General features: G+C 54.7%; 12 protein-coding genes. All 12 read left to right on the forward strand.

All coding sequences use genetic code 11. From position 1 onward, the window contains the following. The first annotated feature begins 1 nt into the window (after position 1). Positions 2 to 2239, forward strand: coding sequence for a glycosyltransferase family 2 protein (locus RKA07_RS05010; RefSeq protein ID WP_310965749.1), 2238 nt, complete (start codon positions 2 to 4; stop codon positions 2237 to 2239). Next, on the forward strand, positions 2239 to 3834 hold the full coding sequence (pgm, locus tag RKA07_RS05015; RefSeq protein ID WP_310965750.1) for a phosphoglucomutase (alpha-D-glucose-1,6-bisphosphate-dependent): 1596 nt from the start codon (positions 2239 to 2241) through the stop codon (positions 3832 to 3834). The genes RKA07_RS05010 and pgm overlap by 1 nt, the downstream gene beginning before the upstream one ends. Before the next feature lie 33 nt (positions 3835 to 3867). Then, a complete protein-coding gene (rfbC, locus tag RKA07_RS05020; RefSeq protein ID WP_310965751.1) occupies positions 3868 to 4413 on the forward strand; it encodes a dTDP-4-dehydrorhamnose 3,5-epimerase in 546 nt (181 codons plus the stop codon). A gap of 33 nt (positions 4414 to 4446) precedes the next feature. After that, complete coding sequence (locus RKA07_RS05025) at positions 4447 to 4689, forward strand: DUF4160 domain-containing protein (protein WP_310965752.1); 243 nt, start codon at positions 4447 to 4449, stop codon at positions 4687 to 4689. Further along, positions 4673 to 4924: a DUF2442 domain-containing protein gene (locus tag RKA07_RS05030; protein ID WP_310965753.1), complete on the forward strand. Its 252-nt coding sequence runs from the start codon at positions 4673 to 4675 to the stop codon at positions 4922 to 4924. The genes RKA07_RS05025 and RKA07_RS05030 overlap by 17 nt, the downstream gene beginning before the upstream one ends. Before the next feature lie 10 nt (positions 4925 to 4934). Then, a complete protein-coding gene (locus RKA07_RS05035; protein WP_310965754.1) occupies positions 4935 to 5837 on the forward strand; it encodes a glycosyltransferase in 903 nt (300 codons plus the stop codon). Positions 5838 to 5854: 17 nt separating this feature from the next. Continuing rightward, on the forward strand, positions 5855 to 7819 hold the full coding sequence (locus tag RKA07_RS05040) for a capsule polysaccharide biogenesis protein (protein ID WP_310965755.1): 1965 nt from the start codon (positions 5855 to 5857) through the stop codon (positions 7817 to 7819). 9 nt (positions 7820 to 7828) lie between these two features. Continuing rightward, positions 7829 to 8794, forward strand: coding sequence for a DHH family phosphoesterase (locus tag RKA07_RS05045; RefSeq protein WP_310965756.1), 966 nt, complete (start codon positions 7829 to 7831; stop codon positions 8792 to 8794). Between the two features lie 184 nt (positions 8795 to 8978). Next, a complete protein-coding gene (gene cysD, locus RKA07_RS05050) occupies positions 8979 to 9893 on the forward strand; it encodes a sulfate adenylyltransferase subunit CysD (RefSeq protein WP_310965757.1) in 915 nt (304 codons plus the stop codon). A gap of 9 nt (positions 9894 to 9902) precedes the next feature. After that, a complete protein-coding gene (cysN, locus tag RKA07_RS05055) occupies positions 9903 to 11315 on the forward strand; it encodes a sulfate adenylyltransferase subunit CysN (protein WP_310965758.1) in 1413 nt (470 codons plus the stop codon). Further along, on the forward strand, positions 11312 to 11905 hold the full coding sequence (cysC, locus tag RKA07_RS05060) for an adenylyl-sulfate kinase (RefSeq protein ID WP_310965759.1): 594 nt from the start codon (positions 11312 to 11314) through the stop codon (positions 11903 to 11905). Before cysN ends, cysC begins: the two co-directional genes overlap by 4 nt. 32 nt (positions 11906 to 11937) lie before the next feature. Then, complete coding sequence (locus RKA07_RS05065) at positions 11938 to 13704, forward strand: SLC13 family permease (RefSeq protein ID WP_310965760.1); 1767 nt, start codon at positions 11938 to 11940, stop codon at positions 13702 to 13704.

Here is a 13704-nt window from a genome sequence, read left to right on the forward strand (position 1 = left end):
TATGTTGGTAAGTCTTGCCCGCTGGCTGGCTGGCGTTTTTCCTGGCCTGTTGGAGTGCTCGCCGCTGGTAAAGAACCTGGTTAGTGCGCCCGGGCAGCGAGTGGCAGCGGATGCTTTGCAGTGGAACCGGTGGTTTTGGCCCGCTGGTTGGTACATGGCGGAACTTAAGGTGTCTTCTGCCCACGCTGGTAACGAGGCAGTGCTGGTGGCGCAGTCGAAAAGTGGCGAAGAAACGGGGCGCTTCGCGCTGCCGCTCGCCAATGCGGAGCTGGTTAAACGGTTGGTGTATATTCCAGCTGGCACCATTCACCTGGCAGTAGAGTTCCCGGGGGCGACGGAGCCCTTCATCGTTGAATCCCTGCGTTTGGCCTGGGGGCGCAACGGTTTCGCGCGGGCCCGTGTGGCGCGGCGGTTGTCTGGCATTCACCCGGAGTGGAATCATCTTGGAGCGGGGCAGATCGACAAGGTTCTGGAACAAGCCGGGGCTGAGTGGGTAAGCAAGGCGTTACCGGCGTACGAGGAAACTTTTCAGCGCACCACGGCAGGTGCCGGTTACAAGAAGTGGCTGGCCCAGCACCCGGACTTGATGGATGCCATCGCAGAGCAGACCCTGGAACAGCTTGCGGTGCGGCCACTGATTTCGGTGGTGATGCCGGTGTATAACCCCAACCCGGAACACCTTATTGCGTGCATAGAGTCCATTCAGCAGCAAAGCTATGCTAACTGGGAGCTGTGTATTGCGGATGATGCTTCCACGGTTCTTGGCGTTAAAGAAGTTCTAGAGCGCTTCGCCCAGTCAGATAACCGGGTCCGGGTGTGTTATCGCGAGGTGAATGGGCATATTTGCGCGGCCAGTAACTCCGCGTTAGCGCTCGCCAGCGGTGAGTATGTGGCCCTGGTAGATCACGATGACCTGATCGCCCCCCATGCCTTCCTGCACATTGCTCAGGCCATTAATGACTATCCGGATGCCGATATCTTCTACACGGATGAAGACAAGATTGATGCTGGCGGCCATTTTTATGACCCCCACTTCAAGCCGGATTGGAACCCGGAGCTGATCCTGACACAGAACTATGTTTCTCACCTCGGGGTGTTCCGCAAAGCTCTTATTGATGTCATAGGCGGCTTTCGGGTGGGGTTTGAGGGGGCTCAGGATCACGATTTGCTGCTCCGCTGCGTGTTAGAGCTGGCTGACCCTGCCCAACAGGTGGTGCACATTCCCCGGGTGCTGTATCACTGGCGGTCGTCGGAGGGTTCAACCGCGCTGGCCGGCTCCGAGAAAGACTATGCCGCTCGGGCGGGCCTAAAGGCGGTAAACGACTATCTGGAAAATAGCCGTGAGGGTGCTGTGGCGGAGCCCGGGCGTTTTCCCAATACTTTCCGGGTGAGATACCCATTGCCCCAGCCCCCACCATTGGTCAGCCTGTTGGTGCCTACCCGCAACGGTGTGGACATTCTCCGCCCCTGCGTAGATGCGATTCTGGAACGCACGGGCTATGGCCAATTCGAATTGCTGATTCTGGATAACCAGAGTGATTGCCTGGAAACCCTGGCTTACATGGATGAAGTGCAGCGCCGTGATGAGCGGGTTCGGGTTATTCAGTGGGATTATCCGTTCAACTATTCGGCGATTAACAACTTCGGAGCCCAACAGGCCAGGGGCACTATTGTGGGGCTGATCAATAACGATATTGAACCTATCAATAGCGACTGGCTGTCTGAAATGGTCAGCCATGCCGTTCGGCCTGAGGTGGGTTGTGTGGGTGCCAAGTTGTATTACCCGAACCACAAAGTGCAACATGGTGGCGTTATTCTGGGGATCGGAGGGGTTGCAGGCCATTCCCATAAGTTCGCAGACAGGGATGCCCCGGGGTACTTTTACCGGTTGATGCTGACGCAGAACCTTTCTGCCGTTACCGGCGCCTGTTTGTTGCTGCGCAAGGAGGTGTTCGAAGAGGTCGGCGGGCTGGAAGAACAGCATTTGAAAATTGCCTTTAACGATGTAGACCTGTGCCTGAAAGTGCGTGAGGCGGGGTATTGGAATGTGTGGACCCCCCATGCAGAGGCCATTCACCACGAATCGGTTTCCCGTGGTAAAGAGGATACGCCGGAGAAACAGGTCCGGTTTGCCAGTGAGGTTGCCTATATGAAAAAGCGGTGGCAGCACAGGCTTCAGAATGATCCGGCCTACAACCCTAATCTAACGCTTGCTTTTGAGGACTTTTCTCTCCGTTGATGGATGAGATTGCACCTAAATACATGATGAACTTATCCAAACTGCTTTCGGCCTACAAATCCTTTTCCCCTAACCCTTCGGTACCCGCTGAACGTGTGACTTTCGGCACCTCCGGCCACCGGGGTTCGTCGTTAACCCGCAGCTTTAACCGCGACCACATACTCGCCATCACCCAGGCGGTGGTGGACTGGCGAGCCGGGCAGGGCATTTGCGGGCCACTCTATGTGGGCAAAGATACCCACGGATTGTCGGATGTGGCGATGGATACGGTGCTTGAGGTACTCGCCGGCAATGGGGTGGTCACGCGGGTGGATGCCGCCGGTGGTTACACGCCAACGCCGCTGGTGTCTCATGCCATTCTTGCCCATAACCGCTCCGGTGCCGACGAGCTGGCGGATGGCCTGATTATTACGCCTTCCCACAATCCGCCGGAAGATGGCGGTATTAAATACAACGGCCCCGACGGCGGGCCGGCAGGTACCGACGCTACTGGATGGATTGAAAACCGGGCGAATGCCTTGCTGGAGAGCGGTTTGGTGGGGGTGAAAACCTCGCCGCGGCGGATGGCGGTTGTTGCGGCCGAGCCGTGGGACTATGTGGCGCACTACGTGGATAGCCTGCCGCAGGTGGTGGATATGGCGGCGATTGCCGCGAGTGGCCTTAAACTGGGTGTTGACCCCATGGGTGGCTCGGCACTGGCGGTGTGGGATGCCGTAGCAAAGGTTTACGGGTTAAACCTGGAGGTGGTTAACCGGCAGCAGGACCCTGAGTTTGCATTCATGCCGCCGGACCACGATGGCAAGATTCGGATGGATTGTTCCAGTCCAGCGGCGATGGCGAACCTTCTTGAGATTAAAGATCGCTTTGACTTGGCGTTTGGCAACGACCCTGATGCCGATCGACATGGGGTGGTAGATGTTGCTGGCCTGATGAACCCGAATCATTATCTGGCGGTATGTATTGATTATCTGCTCAGCCATAGACCAACTTGGCCAGCCGGCTTGAAGGTGGGTAAGACTCTGGTGTCTTCATCTATCATTGACCGGGTTGTCGCTGGCCGAGAGCGAGCCTTATATGAGGTGCCGGTTGGTTTTAAGTGGTTTGTAGAGGGGCTTCACACCGGTGAGTTGGCTTTTGGTGGTGAAGAGAGTGCAGGTGCGAGTTTCTTGACTCTGGATGGGAGGCCTTGGAGCACCGATAAGGATGGCATAATTCTTTGCTTGCTGGCGGCAGAAATTCTTGCGAAAACCGGAAAGCGGCCTAGCGAGTACTATAGTGAGCTGACCTCGCGTTATGGTCAGCCGACCTACCAGCGTAAGGACTTTGCAGCTACGCCCGAACAGAAGCTGCGCCTCAAAAACCTGAAGCCGGCCGACATTCCGTTCAGAGAGTTGGCAGGAGCCCCTGTTCTGGAAGCGTTTACCACCGCTGCGGGCAACGGTGCAGGCATTGGTGGTGTAAAGGTCACAACGAAGAATGGGTGGTTCGCCGCCCGCCCCAGCGGTACGGAGGATCTGTGTAAAATTTACGCAGAGAGCTTTGTGGGGTCAGAGCATTTGGCTAGCATCTTCGAGCAGGCTGAGAGTCTGCTTTAAATTCGTTCAGGTTACAAAGGAGAATTTGCAACAGTGGATTACCAGCCCTTAAACATTCCCGATGTCGTTTTGCTAACCCCAAAAGTCTTCGGCGACGAACGCGGTTTCTTCCTGGAAACCTTCCGCCAGAGCGAGTTCGAAGAGTACTGTGGCAACTACACGTTTGTGCAGGACAACCACAGCAAGTCGGCCAAGGGCATTCTACGCGGCCTTCATTACCAGTTGAACCAGCCTCAAGGTAAGTTGGTGCGTGTTACCCGCGGTGAGGTGTTCGATGTGGCGGTGGATATGCGCAAAAAATCACCAACTTATGGCCAGTGGGTTGGGGCGTTGCTAAGTGAAGACAACAGGCAGATGCTTTGGGTGCCACCTGGGTTTGCCCATGCCTTCTACGTGACCAGCGATGAAGCGGAGTTCCAGTACAAGTGCACAGACTATTATGCACCAGGGGATGAGTACTCCATTCGCTGGGCTGACCCGGATTTGGCAATTGATTGGCCGCTGAATGGCGGTGCCCCTCAGGTGTCTGAGAAGGATGCTAATGGGTTGTTGTTCAAGGATGCGCCGGGTTTTGAGTAAGGTTTAGTGTTTTCCAGGGAAGGGGAGCCATAAGTGCCGGTTATTTATCGCTATCAAGGATTTTGTTTCTTCTTTTATTCTAACGAAGGAAACCCTTTGGAACCTGCGCATGTGCATGTGCGAGCTTCTGGAAAAGAAGCAAAATTTTGGTTGGCGCCCGAGGTGTTGCTGGCAAGAAATGATGGTTTTGATGCACGTACGATTAGGGTATTGTTGGAGTTGACTCAGAACCACCAGAAGCTGTTTGAGGAGGCTTGGTATGACTATTTCGCCTGAAAAGGTCTGGTTTGATGAGGATAGCCTGTGGGTGATGTTATCTGACGGCCGGACTATTGGTGCTCCCTTAGCGTGGTTCCCAAGGTTGTTGGGCGCTGGTTCGTCTGACTTGCAGAAATATGAGATGAGCGCCCGAGGTATCCACTGGGAAGAGTTGGACGAAGATATCAGTGTAGACGGGCTTTTAGCAGGGCTCGGGGACCAAACTCACCCAAAGCGTAAAAGGGTGGCATAAGATTTAGCTGATGCCCCCTTCCGTATTTGTTGTCCATCAAGGCGCTAACCCGTCGACAGATTTCTTTGTTGCGCCGTTTCTTTCGTCCCAAAGCTTGAAATGGCGCCGTTTTTCCTTCGAAGAAACGCCGAACCCTGGCGAACTCTCGGGCTCCACGGTTGTATTTGTTCGTTATATCCCCCCTGTGTGGAAAGCTTTGTTGAAGCGCTATCCTGCCGCTCGGGTGGTGCTGTTCATGGATGACGATCTGTTTGATTGGCGGGCGTTCCGGGGGATGCCCTGGCACTACCAGCGCAAACTGTACCGCCTGGCCTGGCGTCATCAGCGTTGGCTGAAGGAGGTTGGCGCTGAGCTGTGGGTTTCGTCACCTTGGCTGGCTCAGAAGTACGCTGATTGGAATCCGCTGGTTTTAGAACCGGGTAATCCTCATGCGTTGGCCGCACCGGTTGATGAGCCTGCCATGAAAACCATTTTCTACCATGGCTCTGCCTCCCACCGTGGTGAACTGCAGTGGCTGGTGCCAGTGGTGGAGCAGGTATTAGCTGCCCGTAGCGACGTGTGTTTCGAGGTGATCGGCGACAGAAAAGTACGAGACCGCTTCGCGCACTTGCATGGGGTGCAGGTGGTTCACCCGATGAGCTGGCCAACCTATAAAACCTTTATTCAACGGCCCGGCCGAACCATTGGCCTGGCGCCGCTGCTGGACACCGTTTTTAATGCGGCCAGAGCACCCACCAAGTTCTACGACATCACCGCTGCCGGTGCAGTGGGTATCTATGCCGATTCGCCGGTGTATCGGCGGTTGGTGGAGCATGGCAGAAACGGGTTGTTGCTGCCGATGGACTCGTCGCAGGTCTGGGCAGAGGCGGCACTGGACTTGCTGGATGATCGTGAAAAGAGAAAAAATTATTAAAACCCAAGCAGATTCCCGTGCCAGATAAAGCTTATTACCTCACAACATCCTCAGCCTTGCACTCGCTCCCTAACCTGGAGACCTTCACCGAGGCTCCGGTAAGGCGTTATCGCCTTGGCCATTCCGGCAAGAGTGCCAAAGCCATGCTGGCGTGGGGTCGTAAACCCTCGGCAGCTAAAGCAGACGCCGTGGCGTATAAGCTGGGCTTGCCAGTGGTGCGGTTGGAAGATGGCTTCTTGCGCTCGGTAGAACCCGGCTCAGAGGCGCCGCTGTCTTTGATTTGGGATGACTTAGGGGTCTATTACGATGCCAGCCAGCCTTGTCGGTTGGATGCGCTATTGCGTGAGCCTCTGAGCCCACAGCAGAAAGTACGAGCCCAGGCGCTGATCAGGTCTTGGCGCAAGGGGCGGGTGTCAAAGTACAACCACGCTCGTGAGCGGGATTATTCCCATCTGCAACCCTGTGTGCTGGTGGTAGACCAAACCTGCGGTGATGCGTCTGTTCACTATGGCCAGGCAGATGCCGGCAGCTTCGAGGCCATGCTTGGCGCAGCACTGGCACAGTTTCCGGATCATCAGATATTGCTTAAAACCCATCCGGATGTGGTGGCGGGTAAAAAGCAGGGGTATTTTAGCGAATTAGTGAGTGCGCAGTCAGAGCGGGTTATTTGGCTTGGCGATAACGTGCATGCCCCTGCATTGCTTGAGCACGCGGAGGCGGTGTTCTGTGTAACCTCACAAATGGGTTTCGAGGCGTTGCTGTGGGGCAAGCCGGTGCATGTGTTTGGCATGCCATTCTACGCGGGGCGGGGGTTGACCAACGATGCTCTGGCAGCGCCAGGATTTCGCAAGCCCGTTAGCCTGGAGGCGCTTGCTTATGCTGCCTTGGTGGCCTACCCGCGCTACCTTGATCCGGAAACCGGTGAGCGCTGTCAGCCTGAGCGGGTTCTTGAGTGGCTGGCTTTGCAGCGGGCTCAACGGGCGCGTTTTCCTGAAAAACTCTACTCTCCGCGCGTTCCGCTTTGGAAGCGACACGCCCTAAAGCGTTTTTTTGCTGGCAGCGAGTTGGTGGATGAGCAAAAGCAACCGGTTCCGGAAGGCGCAACACGAGTGGTGTGGGGGCTGGCAGAATCTTCTGGCCCGGTGATTCGTGTGGAGGATGGGTTTATCCGTTCTGTTGGCCTGGGGGCAGACCTGGTGCAGCCTCAATCCTGGGTGTTGGATGATGTGGGGATGTATTACGACGCCACCAGGCCCTCGCACCTCGAAGGTATGCTGCAAGCAGGCGGTTTTGATGATGGGTTGTTGGCACGTGCCCGAGCGTTAATTGGGCTGTTGGCCAGCCAGGGGGTGAGCAAATACAACATTGGTAAGTGCACCTGGCAGCGGCCGGCGGGGGTGGCCAGGGTTATTCTGGTGCCTGGGCAGGTTGAAACGGATGCTTCCATTGAATTCGGCTCCCCGGAATGCCGCTCCAATATGAAACTGCTGCAGCAGGTGCGGAGCAGGTGCCCTAACGCTTGGCTGGTTTACAAGCCGCACCCGGATGTAGTGGCCGGATTGCGAAAATCCGGGGCAGGAGAAGATGAGGTGCTGACTTGGTGTGATGAGGTTGTGGTTGATCAGGATATGGCCCACATGCTCTCAAGCTCTGATGAGTTGCACACCATAACGTCGCTCTCGGGCTTTGAGGCGCTCATTCGGGGCTTGCCGGTTACCTGCTATGGCTTGCCGTTTTATAGCGGATGGGGGCTTACGGAGGACATGCTTTCCTGTACCCGCCGCACGCGCAAGATAACACTTGAAGAGCTGGTGGCGGCTGTTTTGATTTGCTACCCCACGTATGTAAGCCAACACACGGGGGCTTTCACTACCGTGGAGCAGGTAATTACCGAAATTCAGGAACAGAGAGCCAAAAGTGCGTCCGAGGCTGGTAAGCTAGTGCGTTTTTCTCGCACTCTGCGACGGGCCTGGCGTTTTTAAGGATGAACGATGCAGATTTATGATGTGTTTAATGGTGATGCAGATGGCATTTGTGCCCTTATCCAACTCCGCCTGGCAGAGCCAAAAGACAGCACCCTGATTACCGGGGTTAAGCGGGATATCGCTCTTGTTAGGCAGTTGCCAACCCTAGCGCCTCTGAGTGTGACGGTTCTGGATGTAAGCCTCGACAAGAACCGTGAGGCCGTGGACGCGTTGCTGGCGGCTAGGGCTGAAGTGTTTTATGTGGACCACCACTTCCCCGGCGATACCTTGCCTGACCACCCAGGCTTTACCGCGCTGATTGATACCCAGCCCACCACTTGCACCAGCTTGCTAATCGATCAGCACTTAGGTGGCCAATACCATAACTGGGCGATTACAGCGGCGTTTGGGGACAACCTGAATGCGGTGGGGGAGGAGTTGGCTGAGAAAGCGGGCTTGTCGTCTGCCCAAGCGGATGCTTTGAAGGCTTTGGGTGTGTGCATTAACTACAATGGTTATGGCTCCACCGTGGCGGACTTGCATTTTCATCCCGCAGATCTGTACCGGGAATTCGTAAAGTTTTCAGATCCGTTGGATTTGATTGCATCCGAGCCTGTTGCCTGGCAGCAGTTGCGCGATGGCTATGAAGCGGATATGGCGAAAGGCTTGGCTGCGCCTGTGTTGAACGAAACCGCCACCTCACTGGTTGTGCAGTTGCCGGATGATCCTTGGGCTCGCAGAGTAAGTGGCGTGCTGGGTAATGAATTAGCTAACCGCAACCCCGGTAAGGCCTGTGCGATTGTTACGGATAGCGCAAATGGGTACTACCTGGTTAGCATTCGCGCACCGTTGAATAACCGAACCGGGGCGGATGAGGTTGCACGCCAGTTCCCCACCGGTGGCGGGCGTAAGGCTGCAGCAGGGGTTAATGAGCTGCCGCATGGGCAGTTGGATGGGTTTGTTCGCGTGATGGCCAGTTTTTGGAATAACTGATTTTTTTGCCACGAAATCCGCTAAAAAACACTAAAAACGAATTGGCTACGGTCACTCATAGACCCTCAAGAACAAAAGATTAGAGTAGTTGTCCGTGTGCTTCCGTGAGTGTCCGTGGCAAAAAGTTCTTAGTTTTTAGTGTTTTTTAGCGGATTTCGTGGCCAAACAAATAAATGGAAGAGTAATGACACTAACACCCCCAAAGAAAACCCACCTCAAGCAGCTTGAGGCGGAATCGATTCACATTATCCGTGAAGTGGCCGCCGAGTTTGATAACCCGGTAATGCTGTATTCCATCGGTAAGGATTCGGCGGTTATGCTACACCTTGCCATGAAGGCCTTTGCGCCAGGCAAGCCGCCGTTTCCGTTGATGCACGTAGACACCACCTGGAAGTTCAAGGAGATGATTACCTTCCGGGACAAGATGGCCGAGAAGGTGGGTATGAAATTATTGGTTCACACCAACCAGGAGGGTGTTGAACAGGGTATTGGGCCGTTCACCCACGGCAGCGCTACCCATACGGATGTGATGAAAACCCAGGCACTGAAACAAGCGCTGGATAAATACGGTTTTGATGCTGCGTTTGGCGGTGCCCGCAGGGATGAAGAGAAATCCCGAGCCAAAGAGCGGGTGTATTCCTTCCGCGACAAGTTCCACCGCTGGGATCCCAAGAGCCAGCGCCCGGAGTTATGGAATCTATACAACGGCAAGGTGAACAAGGGCGAGAGCATTCGTGTGTTCCCATTGTCGAACTGGACTGAGCTGGATATCTGGCAATACATCTACCTTGAAAACATCGACATTGTGCCCTTGTACCTGGCCGCAGAACGCCCGGTGGTGGAGCGTGATGGCACCCTGATTATGGTGGATGACGACCGTATGCCGATGGAGCCTGGCGAGAAGCCCATGATGAAGAAGGTGCGGTTCCGCACTCTGGGCTGTTATCCCCTAACAGGTGCGGTTGAATCAGAAGCCGTAACCCTGCCGGAGATTATTCAGGAGATGCTGCTGACCACCACTTCCGAACGCCAGGGCCGGGTGATTGACCACGACGCTGCTGCGTCTATGGAACAGAAAAAACGCGAAGGATACTTTTAAGGAATTGTTATGTCTCATGCCTCTGAATTAATTGAATCCGATATCCTTGCGTACCTGGATCAACACGAGAATAAAGATCTTTTGCGGTTTTTGACCTGCGGCAGTGTGGATGATGGGAAGTCCACGTTGATCGGCCGTTTGTTGTTTGATTCCAAACTGATTTTCGAAGACCACCTGGCGGCCTTGCACAAGGATAATGAGCGCCAGGGCAATGCCGGTGAAGCGCTGGATTTGGCGCTGTTGGTTGATGGCCTGGCTTCCGAGCGGGAGCAGGGGATTACCATTGATGTGGCCTACCGGTATTTCTCCACCGACAAGCGCAAGTTCATTATTGCGGATTGCCCCGGCCATGAGCAGTACACCCGCAATATGGCCACAGGTGCATCCACCTGTGATCTCGCCATTGTGATGGTTGATGCCCGTAAAGGCGTGCTGACTCAATCCCGGCGCCATAGCTTTATTGTGTCTTTGCTGGGCCTTAAGCACGTTGTAGTGGCCATTAACAAGATGGATTTGGTGGGGTTCAGCGAAGAACGCTTTAACGAGATTCGTGCGGAATATGAAAAGCTGGCAGAACAGTTGGGCCTGGAAAACGTGTATTACGTGCCGATCTCTGCGCTGAATGGCGACAACGTGGTTATCCGCAGCGTAAATACGCCTTGGTACCACGGTGAAACCTTGATGACCATTCTGGAGCAGGTGGAGGTTCGGGCAGACAAAAACGTAACGGATTTCCGGTTACCTGTGCAGATTGTGAACCGCCCGAATCTGGATTTTCGCGGCTACTGCGGCACGGTTGCCAGTGGTGTTGTGCACAAAGGCGATGAGTTGGCCGTGCTGCCTTCCGGCATGACATCCCGCGTTAAGGGTATTCATACTTACGAAGGTGAGATACCGCGAGCCTGGCCGGGCGATGCGATCACGATTACGCTGGAAGATGAAATTGACATCTCACGCGGCGATATACTAGTGCATGCTAACCAGCAGCCTGAAATGGGCCAGCACTTTGCCGCCCATGTGGTCTGGATGAGCGAGAAGCCGCTAGTGCCGGGCCGCGAGTACGGCATCAAGATTGGCACCAAAGTAACGGGCTGCTTCGTGAATAAGGTTGTGGAAGAAATTGACGTTAACAGCCTGGAGCGTAGCGCTCAAACCGCTAATGGTTTGGAGCTGAATGGCATTGGCTTGTGCGATATTGATCTGGCTGAGCCGGTTGTGGTGGAGGATTACCAGAACCACCCTGGCACTGGAGCCTTTATTCTGATCGACCGGTTAACGAATGTGACGGTGGCGGCGGGAATGGTTAAGCAAGCTCTGGATGGCTCCGGCGAGTTGCTGAAACGGGAGTACACAGAGGCTGAGCGTAATTTGAACAAGTTTGTTCGTGAGAATTTCCCGGAGTGGGGGTGTAAAGAGGTATGAGTAACATTGTGTGGCACCACCACAAGATAACCCGCGCTGAGCGCGCCGCCAATAAAAAGCAGAAGCCCTGCCTGCTCTGGTTTACCGGCCTGAGTGGCTCGGGTAAATCTACCATTGCCAACGCTTTGGATGTGGCTCTGCATGAGCGGGGCTATCACACCTTTTTGTTGGATGGCGATAATGTGCGCCACGCTCTGTGCAAAGATCTGGGGTTTTCTGATGACGACCGGGTAGAAAACATCCGACGCATTGGTGAGGTCAGTAAACTTTTCGCAGACGCTGGACTGATTGTGCTCAGTGCCTTTATCTCGCCTTTCACCAGCGACCGCCGCTTGGTGCGTAATTTATTCCCGGCCGGTGAGTTCATTGAAGTCTTTATGGACACCCCGTTGGATACCTGTGAAGAGAGAGATCCCAAAGGCTTATACGAAAAAGCCCGTGCTGGCGAGATCAAAGACTTCACTGGTGTCGATTCCCCATACGAAGCTCCCGAGCGCCCGGAAGTCCGCCTGGATACCGCCACGATGACCATTGATGAATGCGTAAACGCCCTCATCGACTTTCTGGTAAATAGCGAACTTATTCGATAAAGGGGGGCTAACCCCAATCTAGGCTGAATTTCATGGAATGGCAGGCGGTTTTTACGCTGATTACGTTAGCAGGTGTGCTGGCGACACTTGTGACTACGCGGGTTTCGGCAGACTTGGTGTTAATGTCGGCGCTGGCGCTGTTGCTAGTGAGTGGTGTGCTAGGGCCTGTGGATGCGCTTTCAGGGTTTGCGAACCCGGGTGTGATTACCATTGCCACTTTGTATGTGGTGGCAGCAGGCCTTAAGGAAACCGGCGCAGTTCAGTGGATTGCTCGGTTATTGCTGGGCCATCCGAAAACTCCCCGCGGTGCGCAGCTGCGGATGATTTTACCTACTGGGGTGTTGAGCGGGTTTATGAACAACACAGCGGTGGTGGCCATGTTCATTCCGGCCATTCAGGATTGGGCCCAGCGTTTGGGTATTCCGGCATCGAAGCTTTTATTACCGCTGAGCTATGCTGCCATTTTGGGTGGCACTTGCACCTTGATCGGAACTTCCACCAACTTGGTGGTTGATGGCATGCTGCAGAGCCGTTTGGGCATTCACTTGGGATTGTTCGAGCTGGCTTGGGTGGGTGTTCCACTGCTGATGGTTGGCGGCGCATTTTTGGTGTTGGTTGGCCATCGGCTGTTGCCAGATCGGGGCAGTCTAAAGGAAGAGCTGGATCAGGTTCGGGAATATGGCGTTGAGGTAGAAGTGGTTAGCCCAGGGCCTTTGGTAGGCAAGACAATTGCTGAGGCTGGCCTGCGCGCACTAACCTATGGTTACTTAACGGAAATAGACCGTGATGGCCGGTTAATTACTGCGGTAGAACCAGACCGAACTCTGCAGGCGGGTGACAAACTGTATTTTGTGGGCGCGCCGGAATGTGCGAGTGAACTGCGCCGCATTCAGGGGCTGAAGCCGGCTAACGGCAGCGTGCACAAGCTGGACATCCAAAATAACCAGCGTTGCCTCGTAGAGGTGGTTCTGGGGCCGGAGTTTACAGCTTTGAATAAAACGATTCGGGACAGTCGCTTTCGTACTCGCTTCAACGCAGTCATTCTCTCAGTGTCGCGAGAGGGTAGGCGGGTGCCGGGCAAACTGGGTGATATCACCTTCCGCATGGGAGATACCCTGTTGCTGGAGGCCAGTCATCAGTTTGCCGAACAGTATCGCTTCCGTCGGGATTTTTTGCTGGTTAGTGCTCTGAACGATTCCACCCCGCCAGATTTTAGTAAGGCGCCGAGGGCGCTGGGTATCTTGCTGGTAATGGTAGTGCTCAGTGCTTCTGGATTGCTATCGATTCTTGAGGCCTCGTTCTTGGCAGCTGGCGGTATGATTATGGTAGGTTGCCTCACCGCCAGTCGCGCCCGCCGCAGCGTGGATCTGCCGGTATTGGTGGTGATTGCCTCCTCCTTTGCTCTTGGCAATGCAATGACAGAAACCGGCGCAGCCCAGTGGATAGCGGGCGGCTTGCTTGGTTTTGGTCCGCTGACCCCTTGGATTGCTCTGGCGATGGTTTATGTGCTGACAGCCATGTTTACTGAAGTGATTACTAACAACGCTGCAGCAGTGCTGATGTTCCCGATAGCACTTGCGGTTTCCGACCAGCTTGGTGTGAGCTTTTTGCCCTTCGCGATTGCTGTAATGTTTGCGGCTTCTGCGTCTTTCATAACGCCGCTGGGGTACCAGACTAATCTTATGGTTTATGGCCCTGGGCGTTATCGATTTAGCGATTATGTGCGTATTGGTGTGCCGTTGTCGCTTCTAGTGGGGAGTGTGGCTATTGCGTTGATACCGTTGGTTTGGGTTTTTTGA

Source organism: Marinobacter xiaoshiensis (genome assembly GCF_031631795.1).
In the GTDB taxonomy this organism is placed as follows: domain Bacteria; phylum Pseudomonadota; class Gammaproteobacteria; order Pseudomonadales; family Oleiphilaceae; genus Marinobacter; species Marinobacter xiaoshiensis.